This is a genomic window from Amycolatopsis sp. NPDC102522 (genome assembly GCF_055584485.1).
On record NZ_JBVJLY010000007.1, the window covers coordinates 329,964 to 352,219 of the forward strand.

20 protein-coding genes are annotated in these 22,256 nt (G+C 70.2%); 9 read left to right on the forward strand and 11 right to left on the reverse strand.

Features of this window, described 5'->3' with window-relative positions:
• Window positions 1-160 precede the first annotated feature (160 nt).
• From ACZ6YV_RS19950 to ACZ6YV_RS19960, 3 genes are read left to right on the forward strand one after another with little or no spacing between them, the layout of a single operon-like run.
• Window positions 161-1,249, forward strand: coding sequence for an AAA family ATPase (locus ACZ6YV_RS19950; protein ID WP_465510992.1), 1,089 nt, complete (start codon window positions 161-163; stop codon window positions 1,247-1,249).
• A gap of 15 nt (window positions 1,250-1,264) precedes the next feature.
• Complete coding sequence (locus tag ACZ6YV_RS19955) at window positions 1,265-2,539, forward strand: DUF58 domain-containing protein (RefSeq protein ID WP_465511034.1); 1,275 nt, start codon at window positions 1,265-1,267, stop codon at window positions 2,537-2,539.
• Window positions 2,536-5,046, forward strand: a complete 2,511-nt coding sequence (locus ACZ6YV_RS19960) for a transglutaminase TgpA family protein (RefSeq protein ID WP_465510993.1) — start codon at window positions 2,536-2,538, stop codon at window positions 5,044-5,046. The genes ACZ6YV_RS19955 and ACZ6YV_RS19960 overlap by 4 nt, the downstream gene beginning before the upstream one ends.
• Window positions 5,047-5,405: 359 nt before the next feature.
• Here the strand turns inward: ACZ6YV_RS19960 and ACZ6YV_RS19965 are convergent, their stop codons facing one another.
• The 3 genes from ACZ6YV_RS19965 to ACZ6YV_RS19975 all read right to left on the reverse strand — a co-directional run bounded on the left by ACZ6YV_RS19965 (window position 5,406) and on the right by ACZ6YV_RS19975 (window position 8,107).
• On the reverse strand, window positions 5,406-5,825 hold the full coding sequence (locus tag ACZ6YV_RS19965) for a DUF3040 domain-containing protein (RefSeq protein ID WP_465510994.1): 420 nt from the start codon (window positions 5,823-5,825) through the stop codon (window positions 5,406-5,408).
• A gap of 197 nt (window positions 5,826-6,022) precedes the next feature.
• The gene (gene dinB, locus ACZ6YV_RS19970) at window positions 6,023-7,240 is read right to left on the reverse strand and encodes a DNA polymerase IV (protein WP_465511035.1); all 1,218 of its coding nucleotides are present in this window, start codon (window positions 7,238-7,240) and stop codon (window positions 6,023-6,025) included.
• Window positions 7,241-7,372: 132 nt separating this feature from the next.
• A complete protein-coding gene (locus ACZ6YV_RS19975; protein WP_465510995.1) occupies window positions 7,373-8,107 on the reverse strand; it encodes a methyltransferase domain-containing protein in 735 nt (244 codons plus the stop codon).
• A 109-nt stretch (window positions 8,108-8,216) separates the two neighbouring features.
• On the opposite strand from ACZ6YV_RS19975, the gene ACZ6YV_RS19980 reads away from it, so the two are divergent.
• From ACZ6YV_RS19980 to ACZ6YV_RS20000, 5 genes are all read left to right on the forward strand, one after another.
• Window positions 8,217-9,083, forward strand: coding sequence for a ParA family protein (locus ACZ6YV_RS19980; protein ID WP_378237104.1), 867 nt, complete (start codon window positions 8,217-8,219; stop codon window positions 9,081-9,083).
• Window positions 9,084-9,088: 5 nt separating this feature from the next.
• A complete protein-coding gene (locus tag ACZ6YV_RS19985; RefSeq protein WP_465510996.1) occupies window positions 9,089-9,892 on the forward strand; it encodes a DNA-formamidopyrimidine glycosylase family protein in 804 nt (267 codons plus the stop codon).
• Between the two features lie 124 nt (window positions 9,893-10,016).
• Window positions 10,017-11,066, forward strand: a complete 1,050-nt coding sequence (gene add / locus ACZ6YV_RS19990; protein WP_465510997.1) for an adenosine deaminase — start codon at window positions 10,017-10,019, stop codon at window positions 11,064-11,066.
• Window positions 11,067-11,446: 380 nt separating this feature from the next.
• Window positions 11,447-12,007 (forward strand): GNAT family N-acetyltransferase, encoded by a 561-nt coding sequence (locus ACZ6YV_RS19995; RefSeq protein WP_465510998.1) that lies wholly within the window; start codon window positions 11,447-11,449, stop codon window positions 12,005-12,007.
• A 23-nt stretch (window positions 12,008-12,030) separates the two neighbouring features.
• Window positions 12,031-13,080 (forward strand): quinone-dependent dihydroorotate dehydrogenase, encoded by a 1,050-nt coding sequence (locus ACZ6YV_RS20000; protein ID WP_465510999.1) that lies wholly within the window; start codon window positions 12,031-12,033, stop codon window positions 13,078-13,080.
• On the opposite strand, the gene ACZ6YV_RS20005 is transcribed toward ACZ6YV_RS20000, so the two are convergent.
• The 4 genes from ACZ6YV_RS20005 to ACZ6YV_RS20020 form a co-directional block, all read right to left on the reverse strand.
• Window positions 13,040-14,674, reverse strand: coding sequence for an amidase family protein (locus ACZ6YV_RS20005; protein ID WP_465511000.1), 1,635 nt, complete (start codon window positions 14,672-14,674; stop codon window positions 13,040-13,042). The genes ACZ6YV_RS20000 and ACZ6YV_RS20005 overlap by 41 nt on opposite strands.
• Window positions 14,675-15,386: 712 nt before the next feature.
• Window positions 15,387-16,367 (reverse strand): phage shock envelope stress response protein PspM, encoded by a 981-nt coding sequence (gene pspM, locus ACZ6YV_RS20010; RefSeq protein ID WP_465511001.1) that lies wholly within the window; start codon window positions 16,365-16,367, stop codon window positions 15,387-15,389.
• A gap of 73 nt (window positions 16,368-16,440) precedes the next feature.
• Window positions 16,441-17,283, reverse strand: coding sequence for a PspA/IM30 family protein (locus ACZ6YV_RS20015; protein WP_364036970.1), 843 nt, complete (start codon window positions 17,281-17,283; stop codon window positions 16,441-16,443).
• A gap of 220 nt (window positions 17,284-17,503) precedes the next feature.
• On the reverse strand, window positions 17,504-18,385 hold the full coding sequence (locus ACZ6YV_RS20020) for an RNA polymerase sigma-70 factor (RefSeq protein ID WP_465511002.1): 882 nt from the start codon (window positions 18,383-18,385) through the stop codon (window positions 17,504-17,506).
• Window positions 18,386-18,556: 171 nt separating this feature from the next.
• On the opposite strand from ACZ6YV_RS20020, the gene ACZ6YV_RS20025 reads away from it, so the two are divergent.
• Window positions 18,557-19,042 carry a carboxymuconolactone decarboxylase family protein gene (locus tag ACZ6YV_RS20025; RefSeq protein ID WP_465511003.1) on the forward strand — a complete coding sequence of 162 codons (486 nt, stop codon included), beginning with the start codon at window positions 18,557-18,559 and terminating at the stop codon, window positions 19,040-19,042.
• A 62-nt stretch (window positions 19,043-19,104) separates the two neighbouring features.
• Here the strand turns inward: ACZ6YV_RS20025 and ACZ6YV_RS20030 are convergent, their stop codons facing one another.
• From ACZ6YV_RS20030 to rimO, 4 genes are all read right to left on the reverse strand, one after another.
• Window positions 19,105-19,551 carry a helix-turn-helix domain-containing protein gene (locus ACZ6YV_RS20030; RefSeq protein WP_378237092.1) on the reverse strand — a complete coding sequence of 149 codons (447 nt, stop codon included), beginning with the start codon at window positions 19,549-19,551 and terminating at the stop codon, window positions 19,105-19,107.
• 101 nt (window positions 19,552-19,652) lie between these two features.
• Window positions 19,653-20,114 (reverse strand): CinA family protein, encoded by a 462-nt coding sequence (locus ACZ6YV_RS20035; protein WP_465511004.1) that lies wholly within the window; start codon window positions 20,112-20,114, stop codon window positions 19,653-19,655.
• Window positions 20,111-20,752: a CDP-diacylglycerol--glycerol-3-phosphate 3-phosphatidyltransferase gene (pgsA, locus tag ACZ6YV_RS20040; protein ID WP_378237089.1), complete on the reverse strand. Its 642-nt coding sequence runs from the start codon at window positions 20,750-20,752 to the stop codon at window positions 20,111-20,113. The genes ACZ6YV_RS20035 and pgsA overlap by 4 nt, the downstream gene beginning before the upstream one ends.
• Window positions 20,749-22,197 (reverse strand): 30S ribosomal protein S12 methylthiotransferase RimO, encoded by a 1,449-nt coding sequence (gene rimO, locus ACZ6YV_RS20045; RefSeq protein WP_465511005.1) that lies wholly within the window; start codon window positions 22,195-22,197, stop codon window positions 20,749-20,751. The genes pgsA and rimO overlap by 4 nt, the downstream gene beginning before the upstream one ends.
• Between the last annotated feature and the right edge of the window lie 59 nt (window positions 22,198-22,256).

Consider the following 22,256-nt stretch of genomic DNA (forward strand, 5'->3'; position numbering starts at 1 on the left):
AGTCATCGACTGGGGTTGGCGGGGTTCCCCCCACGAGTTCGCCCGAGTTTGACACACTTCGTGGGAGGCTGACCGCTGCCCGAGGGACTGCTCGGGTGTGGAAATGCTGGCCTTCAGCGGACCAAAGCGGACATCCAGCCACGCGGCATCAGGAGGTCGAGTGACGTCGAGAATCCAGTCTGCGACGCCCGGCGAACAGCAGGGCGAGCAGGCAACCGGGCAAGCGCCGTACCCCACGGCCGCGGGCTCGGTCAGCGAAGCGCAGAACGGCCGTGCTGGCCGTGCGTCGCTGGACGAACTGCACGAGACGGCGCGGCGGATCGCCGCCAACGTCGAGCGGGTACTGGTCGGAAAACCCGAAGTCATCCGCATCGCGCTCGTGACCCTCCTCGCCGAAGGCCACCTTCTCGTCGAAGACGTCCCCGGGGTCGGCAAGACCTCGCTCGCGAAGGCGCTCGCCCGCTCGATCGACTGCACCGTCAGCCGGATCCAGTTCACCCCCGACCTGTTGCCCAGCGACGTCACCGGGGTGTCCATCTACAACCGGCAGAGCGGCGGGTTCGAGTTCCGGCCCGGCCCGGTGTTCGCGAACATCGTGGTCGGCGACGAGATCAACCGCGCCTCGCCGAAGACACAGTCGGCGCTGCTCGAATGCATGGAAGAGCACCAGGTCACCGTCGACACCTCGACGTATCACCTCGAAGAGCCGTTCATGGTGATCGCCACCCAGAACCCGATCGAGATGGAGGGCACCTACGCGCTGCCCGAGGCCCAGCGGGACCGGTTCACCGCGCGGGTGTCCATCGGCTACCCCGACCAGCAGGCCGAACTGGCCATGGTCGACGAGCACGCCGGGCACAACCCGCTGGCCGATCTCGAGCCCGTCTCCGACCGTGAGGCGGTGCAGCGGCTGATCGAGACGGTGCGGTCGGTGCACATGTCGCCGGAGGTCCGCCGGTACGCCGTCGACCTGGTCTCCGCGACCCGCCAGGTGCCGGAGATCCGGCTCGGTGCCTCGCCGCGGGCGACCCTGCAGCTGGTCCGCGCCGCCCGTGCGCAGGCCGCGCTGTCCGGTCGTGAGTTCGTCGTCCCGGACGACCTGCACACGGTCGCGGTCCCGGTGCTGGCGCACCGCATGGTGCTCACCACCGAGGCGCACGCCGCCCGCCGTTCGGCCACGGACGTGGTCCGCGCGATCCTGCACCGTGTTCCCGTTCCGCAGGGCTCTTCGGGCACGAACCATCGCTGATTGGATTCCGGCGCCATGCTGCGTGCTCTGTCCGGCCTGACCACACGCGGCCGCTGCCTCCTCGCCGCCGGCGTCGCCGCGGCGGTCTGCTCGTTCGTGCTCAACGAACGGGACCTGCTGCGGGTCGCGGTGTTCGTCATCGCCCTGCCCCTGCTGGTCGCCTACTTCATCTCGGCGACCCGGCTGAAGCTGGGCGCGGCCCGCACGCTGCGCCCGGACCGGGTCTCGGTCGGCTCGCCCGGGGAGGTCCAGCTCGAACTCTGGCGGAACGGCAGGCTCCCGGCCGGCGAGGTGCTGCTCGAAGACGGCGTGCCCTACGCGCTGGGCTCACGGCCGCGGTTCGTCGTCGAACGGCTGCCCCACGACAGGCGGGTCGTGCTGCGGTACCCGCTGCAGCCGGTGCTGCGCGGGATCCAGCAGGTCGGCCCGCTGCGGGCGACGATCACCGACCCGTTCGGGCTGTGCGAGTTCGAACGCGAGCTCATCGCGCATTCCCGGCTGGTCGTCGTGCCGAAAGCGGTCGGCCTGTGGGGCCTGCCCAGCGGCGCCGGGATCGGCGCGGGCGACGACGGCAGCATCCGCCTGCACGCCGGGCAGGGCGAGTCGGACGTGATCGTCCGGCAGTACCGCCAGGGCGACGACCTGCGGAAGGTCCACTGGCGCTCGACCGCCCGCCGCGACGAGATCATGGTCCGCGTCGAGGAGCGGCCGTGGCGGGGCGGCACCACGGTGCTGCTGGACCACCGCGCGGCCGCGCACCACGGCACCGGTCCCGCCGCGAGCCTCGAATGGGCCGTCTCGTTCGCCGCTTCCGTCTCGCTGCACCTGCGCCGCTCCGGTCACCGCGTCCGGCTGATCACCGAACACGGCCAGACCCTGGCCGACACCCCCGGTGAGGGCGGCGAGCACTACGACAACATCGTGCTCGACGTCCTCGCCGCGCTCCAGCCCGCGCACCAGCGCGACATCACCCTCGGCCACGACCCGGCCGAGGGACAGGAACTCATCGCGGTGCTCGGCACCGTCAGCAACGAATCCGTGCACGAGCTGTCCCGGTACCGCCCGCGCGGGATCCGGAGCCTCGCCGTGCTGCTCGACACCCCCGGCTGGTCCTCCGGCGTCAACCGGCCCGAAAACCGCGCCGCCGCCACCGAAGAATCGGTGGCGCTGCTGCGCGCCGCGGGCTGGGGCGTCGTCGTCGCCGGCCCCGGTTCGCCCATGCCGCAGGTCTGGGCCGAGCTCTGCCAGACCGCCACCCGCCGGGGCACGCTGATCGGAGGCGGCCTGTGACCGCGACCGCGCCACCCCGGCCGCACACCCCCCAGCCCCGTCCCGCGGCGCAGCCCCCGGTCTGGACGAGCAGCGTGCTCGCGCCGGTCGCCGCCGGGCTCGCCACGCTGTTCGCCTCGACTTCGCTCACCGGCGTCGTCTCCGGCTGGGCGTGGTTCGGCTACCTGCTGGTCGCCGTCGTGCTGATCGCCTCCACCGGGCTCGCCCTGCGCTCGCTGCGCGCGCCGACCATCGTCGTCGGCCTGGCACAGCTGCTGGTGCTGCTGTTCCTGATCACCGGGGCGTTCACCACCAGCGGGATCCTGAAGATCATCCCCGGCCCGGCCGCGCTCGACGAACTGCGCGGCGTGCTCGCCGCGGCGGCCGAGCAGATCCGCATCGGCTTGCCGCCGGTCGAGGGCACGCCGCCGATCCTCTGCCTGATCACCATCGCGATCGGCCTGGTCGCGGTCCTGGTCGACACCCTGGCCGTGGCCGCGGCCGCGCCCGCCGCGACCGGTCTGGTGCTGCTGTGCGTGTACGCCGTCCCCGCCGCGCTGGCCGAGGACATGCTGCCGTGGTGGACGTTCCTGCTCGGCGCGGGTGCCTTCGCCGGGCTGCTCGCCGTCGACGGGAACCACCGGCATCGCCGCTGGCGCAACCGGGACGCGCCCGGACTCGGCAACTCGGCGAGCACGCTGTCCGCCCCCGTCGGCGTGGTGGCCGCGGCGATCGCGATGGGCCTGGTCATCGGCACGGCCGTCACCGGCGTCGGCACGGTCGGCAGGCTCCCCGGCGCCGATGGATCCGGCCGCGGCGGGGCGGGCGGCTTCGGCGTCGAGCCGTTCACGCAGCTTCGCGGCCTGCTCGACCAGGGCGAGAAGGTCGAGCTGTTCAAGGTCTACGGGATGGGCGCGGACAAGCGGCTGCTGCGCGCGTTCACCCTCGACACCTACACGCCGAACAAGGGCTGGGGCCTGGCGCAGAACGGCCGCGCCCAGCAGGGTGTGCAGGCCAACCAGCCGCTCCCGCCCGTCACGGGTGACGACGGCACCGGTCCCAGCCGCGAGATCCGGATCGAGCCGACGAACTGGGTCGACAACTGGCTGCCGATCTACGGGGTGCCCCGGACGCTCAACGGGCTGGCCGAAAACTGGCTGTACGACCCCGTCGGCGGGGCCGTGTTCACCACGACCAAGCAGAACGCGCCCGCCTACACCGAGACCGCGGCCATCAAGGAACCGTCGAAGAACGAACTCCGGAACGACGACGCCCTCCCGGGCGACGTACCTCAGCAGTTCGTCCAGGTCGACCGCGTCGACCCCCGGGTGGCCGCGAAGGCCAAGCAGCTGACGGAGAACGAGACCAACAACTTCGACAAGGCCCAGGCGCTCTGGTCGTTCTTCACCGCGCAGAACGGCTTCGTCTACGACACGAAGACCGCCGACTCCAAGGACCCCGACGCGCTCGCCGACTTCATCCTCAACGGCAAACGCGGGTTCTGCGAGCAGTTCGCGTCCGCGATGGCCGTGATGCTGCGGGCGGTCGGCATCCCGTCGCGGGTCGCCATCGGCTTCACCTCCGGTACGCCGAAGGGCGATCACCTCTCCATCAGCTCCGAAGACGCGCACGCGTGGGTCGAGGTCTACTTCCAGACGAAGGGCTGGGTCAGCTTCGACCCGACCCCGCTGGTCGACGGCCGCGCGGTCGTCCCGCCGTACCTGCAGGGCGACACGAGCAGCTCCGCGGCCAACGACACCCAGGAAGTGCCGAGCGCGCCCGCGTCGAGCATCCCCGCGACCGGTACACCCCGTGACCCGGGCGCGGACTCCGGCGCGGACGGCAACGGGGACCAACAGGACGAGGAGCCGCTGTGGCCCGCGATCCTCGCCGGGATCCTCGGCGGGCTGGCGGCCGCGCTGACCGTGGTCGCGATCGTGCGGTCACGGTTGAGATACCGGGCGCTGATGCGCTCGGCGCCTTCGCCGGACTCACCCGCTTCGGATCACGGGTTCCTGGACAACCAGAACGTGACGAACTGGCTGCCGCTGATCGCGATCGGGCTGTGGGTGGCGGCGTTCGCGTTCCTGGCGGCGTGGGTGTCGTGGTGGTTCGCGCTCGTGCTGGTGGTCGTCCTCGGCGGGCTCGGCACGCCGACGGCGATCCGGGAGGTCAAGCGACGGCTGCGGCTGCAGAAGATCGCGTCCCACTCCCCCGCCGCAGCCGACGCGGCGTGGCGCGAGCTGCTGGACGAGTGCGCGGACCGCGGCCTGCCGCTCTCCGACGGCGACACGGTGCGAGTCGCGGGCCGGAAGGTCGTCGAGAAGCACCGTCTGGACGAGGAAGGCCGCTCCGGGCTGCGGACGGTCATCGGCGTCGTGGAGACGTCCTGGTACTCCGACAAGCCGGCGGACGACCAGGCGCTGGGCCCGGCCTTCGACGAGGTCCGCAAGAGCCTGAAGCGGAACGCGCCGATGTCGTGGAAGGGCCGGCTGTTCCCGCGATCGCTTCGGCGACGGGACAAGTAGCCGACGGGTTTGCCGAGGTACGTGAAGGACCCCTTCATTGCGCCTAGCGCAATGAAGGGGTCCTTCACGTACTCAGGCGACCAGGGCGGCGGTGGCGAGTGGGTCGGGTTGGTCGTGAGTGGCAAGTGTCGTTCTAACCCCACTTGCCACTCACGACCACCTGGACCCGAGCCGGTGGTGCCGTATGACCGAGTGGACGACACACGAAACCGCCCGGCAGTAGGTACCTAAGACACTCTCGGCCCTAACGCGAATCGCCACTCACGACCACCGGCCTCGTGCGTGGCCGTCCGACGCGCATGACAACGCGAACATGCCGACGGGGCATGGCCCCGTCGGCATGTTCGCGTGTGTGAGAGCTACTGCTCCTCGAAGCGCTGCCGGAAGCGCTCTTCCATGCGCTGGGTGAAGGAGCTCCGGCGCGGCGACGACTTGCCGCCGCCACCACCTCCGCCTGCTCCTTGGCCACCGCTGTCCTTACCGCCTTCCGATTCGGCTCCGTGCCGAATCGACGTGACGGCCATCATGACTCCGAAGAACATCACGAGGAACCCGAGCACGCTGATCACTGGGATCTCGGCCACCCGGATGTTGACCACCACGCCGAGCACCAACAGTGCGACGCCCACTACGAACAGGGCGATGCCCTGCAAACGCCGTCGGCGAGCGGGGCGGCGCAACCGGGTGCCTCGCACCGTGGATGCGAACTTGGGGTCCTCGGCATAGAGCTCGCGCTCGATCTGATCGAGCAGCCGCTGCTCATGCTCGGAGAGTGGCATCTTTCCTCCTCCGGCACAGCTGTCGCGGGCGCCGGGCCGCGCAACGTCATGGACCCAACAGACAACCCCAGGCGGGGTGTCTCTGTCCAGGATACGAGCCCCGCGCTCGTCCGACTACCCGATCCCGTATCCAGAAGGGATCGAATTGGCCGAAACCACCCGACTCGGCTCTCTCGAAGACGGCCGAACAGGCAATGTCACTGGTCACGGGGGGTCAGCAGTGACGCGGGCCGCACCGCGGCGGCGCCGAACTTCGACCTCGCGACGTCGGCGGCAACTTCCGCATCCCGCCAACGGGGTTCGGGTGAGTCGAAAAGTAGCTGCTCTCCGCTACTCTCCGTGTCCAATCCCTCGACTCTTACGCCGATCAGGCGGACTGCGCCCGCCGGCGCGTGCTCGGTGAGGAGTTCGACGGCGGTGCGGTGGATGTCTCGGGCCACGTCCACCCCGACGGCGGTCGTCCTGGCGCGGGTGATGGTCTTGAAATCCGCGAACCGGACCTTGATCGACACCGTCCGCCCGCGCAGCCCGCGACGGCGCAGGGTGGCGGCGACACGTTCCGACAGCCGGAGCAGCTCCAGCCCGAGCACGGAGCGGTCGTGGAGGTCGACGTCGAAGGTCACTTCGGCACCGATCGACTTGTCCGGCGTCTCCGGGATCACCTCGCGCTCGTCGTGCCCGTTCGCGAGCGCCCACAGGTGCTCCCCCAGCGCCCGGCCCAGTGAGCGCCGCAGCCGGGCCAGCGGCGCGGCGGCGACGTCGGCGATGGTGTCGAGGCCCTGCTGCCGCAGGTGCTCCTCGGTGCGCTTGCCGACGCCCCACAGCGCCGACACCGGCAAGGGCCGCAGGAACGCGAGCGTCTCGGCCGCCGGGACGACGACCATGCCGTCCGGTTTCGCCATCCCGGACGCCAGCTTGGCGACGAACTTGACCTTCGCGACGCCGACCGAGCAGCTGATCCCGAAGTCGGCGGCCACCCGCTCCCGGATCCAGGCGCCGAGCCGCGCGGGCGAGGAATCGAGCCGCTTGAGCGCCCCGCTGACGTCCAGGAAGGCCTCGTCCAGGCTCAGCGGCTCCACCAGAGGCGTCAGCTCGCGGAAGATCGCCATGACACCTTGGGACACCTCGCCGTAGAGGCCGAATGTCGGGGTGATGCAGATCAGCTGCGGGCAGAGCCGTTTGGCGGTCGAGAACGGCATGGCCGACCGCACGCCGAACTCGCGCGCCGCGTAACTCGCGGCCGCCACGACCGACCTCGGGCCGCCGCCGGAGACGACCACCGGCTTGCCCTCCAGTTCCGGGCGCGTGCGCAGTTCACAGGACACGAAGAAGGCGTCCATGTCGACGTGCAGCAGACCGCACCCGGTGTCGTCGGGCCAGGTGGTGGCCCCGGTGGTCACCCGGTAGCGGGCCATCCCACCGGGCAGTTCAGCATTTCGTCCCACGGGTGGACGCTAGCCGGGACCACCGACAGTTCCCTCCGCCGCGTGACATGAAAGGCCCGTTACTTGCAAATTGTGCAAGTAACGGGCCTTTCATAGCAGCGCTCAGGCAGGACGGCGGGCCAGCACGTGCAGCCGGCTGGAGATGTCCCGCAGCGGCGAAACGGACGCGGCCGCCAACTCGAACTCCGCCAGGTCCTCTTCCCGCACCCCACCGGGCACGAAGTCCGCCACGACGCCGTCGCCCTGCAGCGAGGTCACCTCGAGGCCCACTTCGGTCAGCTGCGCGCGAAGGGCTTCGGCGTCGAAGCGCCGCAGCACGGTCTCCCGGCCGCCGCCGAGCACGCCGCTCTCGGCCGCGAGCAGTTCCCGCGCCTCGCCGAGCCGTCCGGCCAGCGCGCGCTGCAGGATCGCGGCGTGGCGGTTCGCCACCAGCACCGAGACCGCGCCGCCGGGTTTGACCGCGGCGGCCAGCGCGGCGAGCACCAGCTCCGGGTCGTCGACGACCTCGAGCAGCCCGTGCGCGAGCACGAGGTCCGCCGACCCGGCCGCGACGTGGGCTCCGAGCGCGTCGGAGTCGTCGGCGATCACCTTGATGCTGCCGGAGACGCCCTCTTCCTCGGCGCGGCGGCGCAGGGTCGCCAGCGCGTTGGGGTTCGGTTCGACCACGGTCACCAGGCAACCCGCCGAGGCCAGCGGTACCGCCCAGCCCCCGCTGCCGCCGCCGACGTCGACGACGTGCGGCTGTTGTGCGCCTCGCGCCCGTGCGGCCCGGAGTTCTGCTTCGAGAACCCGGCGAACCGCCCCCGATCCCCGCGTGGCCACGGTGTCCGTCTTCATGAACGCACAGCGTAATGCCCGCCGTCCGGGCGCCGCCGGGTGTAGTCCGATGCGGTGTTCGACACCTTGCCAAGGAGCCGCCCCGCCGACTGCCCGTAGGCTGTATCGAGTGCACACGGTCGCTGTTCTCAGCCTGAAGGGTGGCGTCGGTAAAACGACGGTAGCCCTCGGTGTCGCGTCCGCCGCGCTGCGTAGGGGCGCCCGGACTCTCGTGGCCGACCTCGACCCGCAAGGCAACGCCACCACCTCGCTGGACCCGCCCCTCACCGACCGCACGCTGGCCGACGTCCTGGAGACGCCGGTGCGCTCGGTGCTGGAACGCGCGATCGCGCCCAGCGTGTGGAGCGACCAGATAGATGTCCTCGTCGGCGCCGAAGAGCTGGAGATGCTCAACGAGCCCGACGCCGACATCCGCCGCCTGGAGAACCTCTCCCGCGCGCTCGACGAACTGCACACGAACCCGCTGCGCGAGGAACCGTACGAACTGGTGATCCTCGACTGCCCGCCGTCACTCGGCAGGCTGACCCGCTCCGCGCTGGTGGCCGCGGACAGCGCCCTGATCGTCACCGAGCCGACGATGTACGCCGTCTCCGGCGCCCGCCGCGCCCTCGACGCGATCGAGAAGATCCGCGAGGAGCAGAACCCGGGGCTGCGGCCGATCGGCGTCGTGGTCAACAAGCTCCGCGTGCGCTCCTACGAGCACCAGTTCCGCGTGGCGGAGCTGCGGGAGAACTTCGGCCCGCTGGTGATGCCGACGGCCATCCCGGACAGGCTCGCGGTGCAGCAGGCGCAGGGCGCGTGCAGCCCGATCCATGAGTGGCACTCCCCCGGCGCGCAGGAGATCGCGCTCACCTTCAACATGGTGCTGGCGAAGGTCCTCCGCTCGAGCCGGGCCGGGCGCCATCGCGTCCGCGGCGACGAAGGACCCGAGACCACCGAAGAGTCCGCCAAGCTGAGCGACACCGGCACGGGTTAGCGCCGATGCCCGAAGGCGACACCGTCTTCCTCGCCGGCAAGGTCCTCGACAAGGCACTGGCCGGGAAGACCCTGCTGCGAGGCGAGTTCAGGGTCCCGCAGCTGGCGACGACGGATCTCGCGGGCCGCGACGTGCTCGGCGTCGGCACGGTCGGCAAACATCTTCTGACGCGGTTCTCCGGCGATCTCACCCTGCACAGTCACCTGCGCATGGACGGCAAGTGGGACGTCTACCGGGCGGGCGCGCGCTGGCGGCATCCGGCGCACCAGGCCCGCGTCATCCTCACCACCGAGGACCTGCAGGCGATCGGTTTCCGCGTGCACGACCTCGAACTCGTGCCCACGGACGAAGAAGACCGCCTGGTAGGCCACCTCGGCCCGGATCTACTCGATCCACAGTGGACGGACGAACTCGCGGAGCGGGCGGCGGCCGCGCTGGCCGCGGATCCGGATCGCGAACTGGGTGACGCCCTGCTGGATCAGCGGATCATGGCGGGCGTCGGGAACATGTACAAGGTCGAGATGTGCTTCCTGCTCGGGGTCACGCCATGGACGCCGGTGTCCGAAGTGGACACGGCCAAGGCTGTCGCGCTCGGCCGCAAACTGCTGAAGGCCAACGCCTGGCGTACCTCGCAGACCACCACCGGGGATCTGGGCCGCGGCCGTGAACACTGGGTGTACGAGCGGACCAAACAGGGCTGTTTCCGCTGCGGTGGGCGGCTCAGGGTCGCTTCCCAGGGCCCCGGGCACCAAGCGAGGCCGACCTGGTTCTGCCCGAAATGCCAGTCAGGGCCCGCTCCCAGCCGCTAGACTGGGCCGCGTGACGCTGTTCAAGCTCCCGCTCTACGGGGCCGACACCGAACGCGGCGACCTCGCTCCCTGAGTCGTCCGCTCCGCACGTCACCCTTCACTTTCTTTCCCAGGGAGCTTTGTCATGCCCGGAATCCTCACGGGCGAGGTGCTGCGCGCGTTCGTGCACGCCCTGCCCAAGGTCGAACTCCACGTTCACCTCGTCGGTTCGGCGAGCCTGCCCACGGTGCTGGAACTGGCCCGCCGCCGTCCCGCCGCGGGGGTGCCGACCGAGCCCGCGGCACTCGCTGACTTCTTCACCTTCCGCGACTTCCCGCATTTCCTCCGCAACTACCTGGCAGTGACGTCGCTGGTGCGCGACGCCCGCGACATCCACACCCTCGTCACCGGGCTGGCGGCCGATCTGGCCGCGCAGAACGCCCGCTACGCAGAAGTGACCGTGACGCCGTACAACCACGTCCTCGACGGCATGCGGCCGGATGATCTCCTCACCGGGCTCGCCACCGGCCGGGCGGCGGCACGGGCGGACCACGGCGTGGAACTGGCCTGGTGCTTCGACATTCCCGGCGAGAAGGGGATCGTCGCCGGACGCGAGACGGTCGTGTTCGCGCTCCGCGAACGCCCCGAGGGCCTGGTGTCCTTCGGGCTCGGCGGCCCCGAGGTCGGTGTCGGCCGCGCGCAGTTCGCCCCGTTCTTCACCACGGCCAGGGAGGCGGGGCTGCACAGCGTCCCGCACGCGGGCGAGACCACCGGGCCCGCCACCGTCTGGTCTGCGGTGCACGATCTCGGCGCCGAGCGGATCGGGCACGGCGTCGGCGCGCACACCGATCCGGCACTCCTGGAACACCTTGCCGTGCACCGGATTCCGCTGGAGGTCTGCCCTACGTCGAATCTACGCACAGGGCAGGTCTTGTCGATCGCGGCGCATCCCGTGCGACGGCTGCTCGACCATGGTGTGGTGGTCACGCTCAACACCGACGACCCGCCGATGTTCGGCGCCACCCTGGACGGCGAGTACCTGGCGGTCGCCGAAACACTGGGCCTGACAGCGGCCGAAATCGCCCGATTCGCGACGAACGCGGTGGAAGCGTCTTTTCTGCCCTCGGCGGACAAGAACGTCCTGCTGGCGGAGATCGAAGAAATCTTGTTGCAGGACCCCGAACTCCTCGCCTAGCGTGGCGGTACACGAGAGAGGAGGTGGTCCAAAGTTGTATTCCAACAGGACTCGTGAGGTGACTGTCCGCTAGCGGACGGCACGCGTAGGACTTTCGAGCAGCGATACAACGCAAGTTGGAGCCACCTTCGGCTCGTCGTCTCTGCTTCGCGTGATGCCTGATAGCGAATACCAGGCAGTCACCGGGCCCCCGAGGTTCCCGAGCACCGGTCCGGCTCGGGCCCGGCCGCCGATTCCGGCGTCCGGGAGCCACCTCGGGGTACCCTCATTTCCGGGTTATGGGCCCTTTTGCGAGCTCGGCGGGTACCACCCGCCGCCCCGGATGACCGTCCGCCGCCGTTCCCGCCCCGGGAACCCCGCCGACTGGATAACCTGACGCCATGTTGAGTCCCGACTTCCCGATCACCACCCAGCGCCTGACCCTCCGCGCCTTCACCTCGGCGGATCTCGACGAACTCAACTCCTTCCAGTCCCGCGCCGACGTCGCCCGCTATCTCTACTGGGGGCCGCGCAGCCGGGCCGAATCCGCCGCGGCACTCGCCAAACGGGTGCACAGCAGCAGCCTGTCGAAGGAAGGCCAGCTCCTCGCGATCGCCGTCGAACTGACCGAGACCGGACAGCTGATCGGCGACCTGAACCTCGAATACCTCAGCAGTGAGCACCGCCAGGGCGAGATCGGTTTCGTCTTCCACCCCGATCACCACGGCAAGGGGTTCGCCGCGGAGGCCGCCACCGAACTGCTGCGGCTCGGCTTCGAAGAGCTGGGACTGCACCGGATCATCGGCCGCTGTGACGGACGCAACACCGCGTCGGCGACGCTGATGGAGCGCCTGGGCATGCGCAAGGAAGCGCATCTGCGCGAGAACGAGGTCGTCAAGGGCGAATGGACCGACGAACTCGTCTTCGCGATGCTCGAAGACGAGTGGAAGGCGAGCCGCTAGAGCTCACCGGGCATGATGGGCGCGTGTTCTTCGACAAGATCGTCCGCCCCGCTCTCTACCGGGTCTCCGGCAGCGACCCCGAAACCGTGCACGAACGCACCATCGGCACGCTCGCCAGGCTGAGCCGGGTCTCCCCCGTTCTCGGCGCGCTCGGCCGCGTCTACCGGACGGACGATCCGGTCACCTTCCTCGGGCTCCGCTTCCCGAACCGGGTCGGCCTCGCCGCGGGGATGGACAAGAACGGCCGCGCGCTGCACGCCTGGCCCGCGCTCGGCTTCGGTTTCGTCGAAGTCGGCACGGTCACCCGGCATCCGCAGCCGGGCAACGGCAAACCGCGGCTGTTCACCCTCGCCGAGACCGACGCGGTGATCAACCGGATGGGCTTCAACAACGAAGGCGCGGAAGCGCTCGCCGCCCGCCTCGCCGCGAGCGGGAAGCCGCCGGTGCCGCTCGGCGTCAGCATCGGCAAGTCCAAGGTGACCCCGCTCGGCGAGGCCGTCGAGGACTACCGGTTCTCGCTGCGGGCGCTGTACCCCTACGCCGACTACTTCGCGATCAACGTCAGTTCGCCGAACACGCCGGGACTGCGGGCACTGCAGGACAAGTCGGCGCTGGCCGAACTGCTCGGCGAGCTCCGGAAGACCTCGGCCGAACTCGCCGGGGACGCGAAGCCGACGCCGGTGCTGGTGAAGGTCGCCCCCGACCTGACCGACGAGGCGCTCGCGGAACTGCTTCAGGTCTGCCTGGATCACGGTGTCGCCGGGCTGATCGCGACCAACACGACGCTGTCACGCGAAGGGATCGCGCCGCCCGAGGCCGCCGTCGGCGAGCAGGCGGGCGGGCTTTCCGGCCGCCCGCTCACGGCGCGCTCGGTCGAAGTGGTGCGATTCGTGCACGACGAAACCGGCGGCGAGCTGCCGATCATCGGCGTCGGCGGTGTCTTCGACGCCGGCGCCGCCGCCCGGATGCTCGACGCCGGCGCCGGTCTCGTCCAGCTCTACACCGGTTTCGCCCTGCACGGTCCCGGTCTGGTCAAGCGGGTCGCCCGAGGTCTCGCGGCCCGGCCGTACTGACGAACCTCAGGTAGGCCCGCCAGCACTGGTAGCGCGTCAGCTCAGTCGCCGTCGCCGTGGCCGCCTGGTCACAAAGGACGGCCAGCGGTGTCTCCCCGTTCTCCAGCCGGATCCGGCCGAGGACGAACGGAGCGGGCAAGGTCGCCGCGAAGGCACCGAGAGCGGCGGGTGAGAGCCGCCAACGTTCGCCCGACAGCATCGTGCGCTCGCCCGCGGCGCTCACCGGCACCACGCCCGGCTGGGGCGGATCGGTCGGCAGCAACAGCATCCGATAGCCCTCGGCGGTCTGGACCAGCCCGGTGAACCGTGCCCCCGCGGTGACCAGCCCCTCGTTCAACGGCTGCCCGCGCAGATGCGCACCGAACACCACGAGATCCGCCCCTGGTGCGGGGTAAGGGAAATCGGCCTGTTCGTCGGTGAGCACCGCGGCGAGGTCGATGGCGACCTGGTCGTCGAACGGCCGGACCACCACCGACACCCCGTACGGCCCGAGATCCGACGGCGACGACGGCACCGTGACCGCGGCGAGGTCGAGCAGGTTGACGAACGCCGTGAACCGCTCCAGCCGTCTCGTGACACCGTCGGGATCGGACAGTGCCTCGGAGACCTCGGGATGGTCCGCGACGGTCGGGAGGACCAGGGCGTCGTACTCGGACAGCGTCCGGAGCGCGAGCATCCCGGCCTCGGCGACGCGCTGCCTGTCGGCGGTGAAGCCGTCGTCGTGGATCAGCTCACCCACCGACAACAGTGCCGAGACCTCCACCGTCTCCACGAGGGCGCCGGACGCCCGCAGCGCCGAAACCGCGCCGAGGAAAGCGGACCGGGACTGCAGCGAAAGGGCGGTGAGTGTTTCGGAGCCCGGGATCGCCACTCGCGGCCGGTCCCCCGCCGAAAGCCGGACGTCGGGAGGCCAGTCACGCGCGAGCGGGTCGGCCCCGTCGGGACCGGTCATCAGCCCCAGCGCGCGCTGCCCCAGCGTGAGACTGCGCGCGAACAAGGCGACACCGCCGCACGGCGCGACCCCGGTCTTGGGCACGAGGCCCAAGGTCGGCTTCAAGCCGGCGATCCCGTTGAGCGACGCGGGCACCCGGCCCGCTCCCGCCGTGTCCGTGGCCACCGCCAGATCGGCCAGGCCGAGCGCGACGGCGACGGCCGCCCCGCTGCTCGCGCTCCCGGACACGCGGGCGGTGTTCAGCGCGGCGCTCACGACGCCGTACGGACTGTGGGTGTGTTCGAGGTCGCTGCCGAACCTGTCGCAGTTGGTCTTGCCGATCACCACCGCCCCGGCCTCGGCCAGCCGGGACACGGCCGGGGCACCGGCGCAGCAGGGCTCGCCCCCCGCCGTGGGAAGACCGGCGACGTCGATGACGTCGGCGACCGCCACCAGGATTCCGGCGAGCGGCAAATCCGCGCCCGCGCGAACCCGCTCATCGACCGCCTTCGCCTCGACGAGGGCGTCTTCCACGGGACGGAGGGTGATCCAGACATCGGGCCGGTCGACCTCGGAGATCCTGTCGTAGGCCGCGATGACACGTTGGTAGGAGCTGGGAGGCGGTGCGGGGATCGGCTCTGGTTCCGGGGGAAGCGTCGTCACTGGGCGTCCTTTCCTCGGTGGGGGGACGAGAAAGACCACTGCGCGAGATCCACTGTGTCCGGTCCGCCACCCTGGGACGCCCGCTCACGCGGGCTGGGTTCAGGCCCGAGCTGGGAAAAGCACTGCGTGCATGAGAGAAACGTTAGGCATCGCGGGTTGCCGTAACCAGCGGTTTCGGGTTATGCGAGCGTTTCGGTACCGCACAGTGAGAGAGTCGTTACTCAATGGAGTATTAGCGACCACGAATGGGACGATTGTCCAGGAAAGCGCCTGCTCAGGACAGTCCACTTGCGGACTCTACGCCTGGGTCGGTCCTGGTGGTCGCAAGTCCGTGAAGGCCCCCTTCATTGCGCCTAGCGCAATGAAGGGGGCCTTCACGTACTTCAGGTGACCAAGTGCCGGACTGTGCTGGGGCGCGTTGGTCGTGAGTGGCGATTCGGACTATTGGCGGGTAGGGCAACCGTGTCACGTCGTTGAGCTGTGCGCCCAATGTGGCGTTGGGGACGTTGAGCGTCCCCAACGCCACATTGGAGACTTTCAGGGGTCGGTGGGCTCGGTGTCGCGAAGGGCCTTCACGTACTTCAGACGACCAAGGTGCCGGACCGTAGCGGGCCAAGGGCCTCGTGAGTGGCAAGCACGGTTAGAACCCGAATCGCCACTCACGACCAGCTGGACCCACGCGGCACGGACGCCCTTTGCGCCCGCCCCGTGGCTAAGACAGCTCTCGGAGTGCCATCGCGAGCCCGGCGAGCTTGTCGGTCGCGTCGGAGAGCGATTCCTTGGACGACGTCATGCCGTCCGAGCTGGCGGCGACGGTGTGCCCGGCTGCCGCGACGAGACCGCCGTAGCCGTCGAGTCCGTCGTCGAGCTGCTCGCGCAGTTGCTTGATGGCGGCGTCGAGGGCGCCGCGTTCCCGCTCGGGCGCCGCGTCGCGTCCGCGTTCGATGGCCTGGATGCGGCCCGCCAGCCCGCGCAGGGCCTGTGCCGCCTCGCCGGCGGTGGTCCGGGCGTCCGCGACGGCGATCTCCGACACCGGCATGGTGCCGAGCGACGTCGGCTGCGAAAGCTGGCGGAGCAGCTCCGCCAGCGAAGCCTCACTCTCGGCGAGGCGCTCCATCGGCTCCCGCGCGACGGACCGCGCCGGGGGAAGCGGCGCCGGGGCGGCGGGCGCGGCGGGCAGCACGGTGCGCTTGAGCGACCGAAGCCGCAGTCCCGATTTGACCCCGAAGGTGCCGAAGACGACGGTGAACGCGCCGCCCGCGATGGCCTGGAGGACGTCGGCCTGACCCGACTTCAGCAGACCGGCGCCCGCGACGAAGGCGAACAGTCCACAAAGGATGGTGAGGAGGATCCAGAAGGTCAGCGCACGGGACGTGCGGCGCTTCTGTCTCTCCAGTTTGGCGGCGGGCTCGTTCCAGCGGGCCCACTTGGCCTTCGCCTCGGCGACCACCGGGATCTGCCCCGTCGCCATCGACGACAGCTGCTGCGAGATCTTCGGCATGGGCGGCATCTGGGGCATCTGCGGACGCGGCCGCGAGGGCCGAGCGGGTCGCGGAGAAGAACCCTGCTCGGAAGGCGGGATGTAGCGCTGCAGCTTCTCCTGCGCGCGCTGGGCGTAGTCGGGAAGCTTTTCGATGTGCTTCTCAAGCTTGGCGGTGAACTCCCCGAAGTCCTTGCGCCTGCCCTGACCCATTGCCCTCGCCCCTGTCGTCAGATGAGCCCGGCCCCGCACCCGCGAGGGTGCGGGACCGGCTCTGAGTGGTGTTTCAGGCGGGGTTCTTGCCCTGTTCGGCCTGAACCCGTGCCTGGATCTCACGCTGGATGTCCGCACCGCCCGACGCCTTCGGCGCGGCGGCGGTCTTGCCGTCGGTCACCTGAGCGACGGAGTCGCCCTTCATGGACGCGCGGATCTGCTCCAGCCGCGAGTGTCCCGCGAGCTGCGTCGTGGAGGCCTGGACCTCCATCATCCGGCCCTGGACGGAGTTCTGTGCGAGTTCGGCCGAGCCGAGCGCCGTGGTGTAGCGCTTCTCGATCTTGTCGCGAACGTCTTCCAGCGACGGGGTGTTGCCCGGTGCGGCCAGCTGGCTCATCTGGTTCAGCGAAGCGGAGACCTGCTCCTGCATCTTCGCCTGCTCCAGCTGCGAGAGCAGCTTGGTGCGCTCGGCCAGCTTCTGCTGCAGCATGGTCGCGTTGCGCTCGACGGCCTTCTTCGCCTGCGCCGCAGCCTGAAGCGACTGGTCGTGCAGGGTCTTCAGGTCCTCGATGCTCTGCTCGGCGGTGACGAGCTGCGCGGCGAAGCTCTCCGCCGCGTTCTCGAACTCGGTCGCCTTCTGCTCATCGCCCTTGGCACGCGCCTCGTCGGCGAGCACCAGCGCCTGGCGGGTCGAAGCCTGAAGCTTCTCCACGTCGCCGAGCTGGCGGTTCAGCTTCATTTCCAGCTGACGCTGATTACCGATCACCGAGGCGGCCTGCTGGGTCAGCGCCTGGTGATTGCGCTGTGCCTCCTCGATGGCCTGCTGGATCTGTACCTTCGGGTCAGCGTGCTCGTCGATCTTCGACGAGAACGCCGCCATCATGTACTTCCAGAACTTCACGAACGGGTTGGCCATCTCCTCCGCCTGCCTTCTCGCATCCCACGGGCTGTTACCTCGAGGTGGGGCGTCCCCTCTGTGATGTTGCAACGTCCCGACCCCGGCGTTGAGTTCCATCGTGTCAGGTCGGCGTCCCGCGTTCCAGGCGACCCCGACGGAATTCAGGGATCCCCCTGACTGTGATGTCCACGACCTTTCGGGTTCACCGGCCGGTGACCCTGGGTGAAAACGGCCGGAGTCAGCGGCGCAGAGCGGTCTCCTCTTCCATGCGTGACAACTTCTCGGGGTTGCGCACGGCGTAGAGCCCGGTGATGAGGCCGTCCTCGACGCGCAGCGCGATGACGGTGTCGACCTCGCCGCCCAGCCGCAGGATCAGCGCCGGATGGCCGTTGACCTGTGCCGTCCGCATCGTCGCGGCGTCGTCCCGGATCGGACGGCTCGCGGCCAGCAGCGGCGCGACCACCGCGGCGCCGACCAGGGGTTCCAGCACGGCCTGCACCACGCCGCCCCCGTCGCCGAGAAAGACGACGTCGGGCGAGAGGACGTCGAGCAGCCCTTGCAGGTCACCCGTCCGGACCGCCCGGTGGAACGCGTCGAGCACGTCCCGGGTCTCGCCCGGGGTCGCGGCGCCACGCGGCCGCCGTGCCGCGACGTGCGCCCGGGCCCGGTGCGCGATCTGGTGGACCGCGGCCGGGGTCTTGCCGACGGCTTCGGCGATCTCGGCGTAGGCCACGTCGAACACCTCGCGCAGCACGAACACCGCGCGCTCGGTCGGCGTGAGCGTCTCCAGCACCAGCAGCATCGCCATCGAGACGCTGTCGGCCAGTTCGACGTCGTCGGCCACGTCGGGTGTGGTGAGCAGCGGTTCGGGCAGCCACGGGCCGACGTAGGACTCCTTTCGGCGCCCGAGCGTGCGCAGCCTGCCGAGCGCCTGCCGGGTCGTGATGCGCACCAGGTAGGCCCGCGGGTTCTCCACGACGCCGAGGTCGACGCCCGCCCAGCGCAGCCAGGTCTCCTGGAGGACGTCCTCCGCGTCGGCGGCCGAGCCGAGCATCTCGTAGGCGACGGTGAAGAGCAGGTTCCGGTGGGCGACGAACGCCTCCGCGGCGGTGTCGGACATGGACTGCTCCTGTTCCTGGGGACGGTGTCCCCCACCAGACACCGGACCTCGCCGGTTTCTGACACTTCGCGAGCGTGGCGCACGTCACGTCCTCGTACTGTCAGCGCTTCCCGCCCACCGGCATCTGGTGGTCGTCCGGTTCAGCACACGACCACGAATGAGGGCGAGATCATGGATTCCCGTTTCGACCTGAACAGCAACGAACTCGGCGCCAAGCTCGGCAAGCGCTTCGCAGCAGTCAGTGTCGGTATCAAAGGCTCGACACTGCCGAAGGTCGTCCAGGAGCTGGTGTCGCTGCGGGCCAGCCAGCTCAACGGCTGCGGCTACTGCGTCGACGCGCACGCCAAGGACTTGGCGGCCGTGGGCGAACCCGCGGTCCGCGTCAACCTGGTCGCCGCCTGGCGCGAATCGACCGTGTTCACCGAGGCCGAGCAGGCAGCGCTGGCCTTCGCGGAGGAAGGCAGCCGCCTCGCCGACGCGCACCAGGGCGTCTCCGACGAGACCTGGTCCCAGGTGCGGAAGCACTACGACGACGACCAGGTCGCCGCGCTGATCTACCTGGTCGCGATGATCAACGCCGCCAACCGCCTGCTGGTGATCACCCGCACCAAGGGCGGCTCCTACCAGGCGGGCACGTTCGACGCCGCCGCGAACTGATCCGGCGAAACGCCGAGAGGCCCCAGGCGGACTGCCTGGGGCCTCTCGGCGTTCACGACTCGCTAAGCGGCGACCATCTTCGGTGCGGAGATCGTCGTCCGCAGCGCGGGGCTCATCCGCGGCGGCGGCGAGATCCGCAGGTCGGCCAGGTCGTTGCCGATCAGCTCGGACACCAGACGGCCACCTTCGAGGCCCGCTTCGGCACTCTCCCGCTCCGGAGCGCGCCGCTTGCCCGCCTCGACCTTCTCGTTCACCGGGGCGACCTCGACGTTGTCCATCGCCGAAACGTCCGCCGCGACCTTGTGCAGGAGTTCGCCCAACGGAAGCTCCAGGGCATCGCAAATGGACGCCAGCAGCTCGCTGGACGCCTCCTTCTGCCCACGCTCGACCTCGGAGAGGTAGCCGAGGCTCACCCTGGCGGCGCGGGAGATGTCCCGCAGCGTTCGACGCTGGTTCGTGCGGGCGTGTCGGAGCCGGTCGCCGATCGCCTCGCGCAACAGCACGGTCATCACGCGCCTCCCTTCCAGGACTGACTACCCCCTACGTTACCCAGAGCGGTGCCCCGGGCGCAGGTGTTGACACGGCAATACGCCAAGGGCGAACGCGGCGATCATGCGAGATGTTCCCCCAGCAGGGCGAACGCGCCACCGACGGCACCCGCCCTGACCGAGGCTCTATCGCCGCTCAAGCCCAGCGTACGGACGGTGAGCATGTCCGGCCCGGCGAGCCCGACATGGACGGTGCCGGGTGCGACGCCGTCCTGTCCGGCCGGACCGGCGACCCCGGTCAGGCCGAGGCCCCAAGTGGCGCCGCAGCGGTCCCTGGCGCCGGCGGCCAACTGCGCCGCGACCTCGGGATGCACCGCGCCATGGGTGGCGAGGAGGTCCGCGTCGACCCCGGCGAGCGACGCCTTGAGGTCGGTGGCGTAGACGATCAGGCCGCCCCGGACGACGGCACTCGATCCGGGGACCTCGGTCAACGTCGCGCAGACCAGCCCGGCGGTCAGCGACTCCGCGGTCGCCACCGTCTCCCCTCGCTCGATCAGGTGAGTGATCAAGGTCTCAGCTTTCATGCGCCCGCGGCACGCCGTCCGGCCGAGCGCAGCCGCACCGCGCGCACGACGTAGTCGAGGCCGGTCACGACGGTCAGCACGAGCGCGAGACCCATCAGGATCCACCGCACCGGCTCGGCGGAGGCGGGCAGGGGCAGCAGGTACGCGGTGATGGCCGCGATCTGCGCGAGCGTCTTGGCCTTGCCGCCTCGGCTGGCCGGGATGACGCCGTGCCGGATCACCCAAAACCGCAGCAGCGTCACACCGATCTCGCGGATCGCGATGACGATGGTGACCCACCAGCCCAGTTCGCCGAGCACGCTCAGCCCGATCAGCGCGGCGCCGATCAGGGCCTTGTCCGCGATCGGGTCGGCGATCTTGCCGAAGTCGGTGATCAGCCCGTACTTGCGCGCGACCCAGCCGTCGACCTGGTCGGTGAACGACGCGATCGCGAACAGCGCGGTGGCTATCGCGCGCCAGAAGGTGTCCGTCCCGTCCCCGGTGAACAGCGCCATCACGAACAGCGGCACCAGCACCAGCCGCGACATCGTGAGCAGGTTCGCCAGGTTCAGGGTCGGGACCGGGGTGGCCTCGGGCACCCGGGCGTGCTCACCGCCCGTCCCCTCACCGGCCCCGGCGTCGCTCGGGGCGGCATTCACCGGTCGGCCTCGGGAGGTGCGGGCCGCACGATCAGGTCGACGCCCTCGGAATCGACGACCTCGCAGCGCACGAAGTCACCCACCGCCAGCGAGGGCAGGTCGTCCGTCTCGATCAGGACGCATTCGCCGTCGACCTCGGGGGCCTGGTGCGCGGCGCGGCCGATCGGGTCTTCGCCGTCCTCGGCCTGCTCGATCAGGACGTCGACGAAGTCGCCGATGCGGTCCTCGGCCCGCTGCGACGTCAGCTCCTCGACCAGTGCGGAGATCCGCGCGACCCGCTCGTTCACCACGGACTCGTCGAGTTTGCCGTCGAAGGTCTCGGCTTCGGTGCCGTCCTCGTCCGAGTAGCCGAAGACGCCCACCGCGTCCAGCCGCGCGCCGTTCAGGAAGCGCTCCAGCTCGGCGACGTCCTCCTCGGTCTCGCCGGGGAACCCGACGATGACGTTGGTGCGGATGCCGGCGTTGGGCGAGTACTCGCGGATCTGGTCGCACAGCGCGAGGAACGAGTCCGTGGACCCGAAACGGCGCATGCGGCGCAGCACGGTCTCGCTGGAGTGCTGGAACGACAAGTCGAAGTAGTCGGCGACACCCGGGGTGGTCGCGATGGCCTTGACCAGGCCGGGGCGGGTCTCGGCGGGCTGCAGGTAGGAGACGCGGACGCGTTCGATCCCGGGCACCGCGGCCAGGCGCGGGACCAGCAGTTCGAGCGCGCGGGCACCGTCACGGCCGAAGTCCTTGCCGTAGGAGGTGGAGTTCTCCGAGACGAGGAAGACCTCCTTGACGCCGTTCTCCGCGAGCCACATGGCCTCGGCGACGATCTCGTCCGGCTGCCGGGACACGAAGGAACCCCGGAACGACGGGATCGCGCAGAACGAGCAGCGGCGGTCGCAGCCGGAGGCGATCTTCAGCGCGGCCACCGGGGAGGTGTCGAGCCTGGTCCGCAGCACCCGCGGGCCCCAGCCGTGCTGCGCGTGCCCCGGCACCTCGACCGACTCGGCGGCGGTCGGGCGCTGGACCGGGCTGATCGGCAGCAGCTTGCGGCGGTCGGAGGGGGTGTGGGACTCGACCTTGCGGCCCGCCACGACGTCGTCGAGGCGGTCGGCGAGGTCGGCGTAGTGGTCGAAGCCCAGGACCGCGTGGGCCTCGGGCAGGTTCTCGGCCAGCTCGTTGCCGTAGCGCTCGGCCATGCAGCCGACGGCGACGACCTTCTTGCCGGTGTCGGCCGCCGCGAGCAGGGTGTCGACCGAGTCCTTCTTGGCGGACTCGACGAAGCCGCAGGTGTTGACGACCACGACGTCGGAGTCCTCGGGCTCGGCGGCGAGCTCCCAGCCGCCCGCCGCCAGCCGTCCGGCGAGTTCCTCGGAATCGACCTCGTTGCGGGCGCAACCGAGGGTCAGCAAGGAAACGCGACGGGTGGCGACAGGATCAGTGGTGGGAGAAGACACGTGCCTTAGGGTAGCTGGCCTGCTCTCGGGGTCGGCGATCGCTCGCTCGGGCGAGCCCT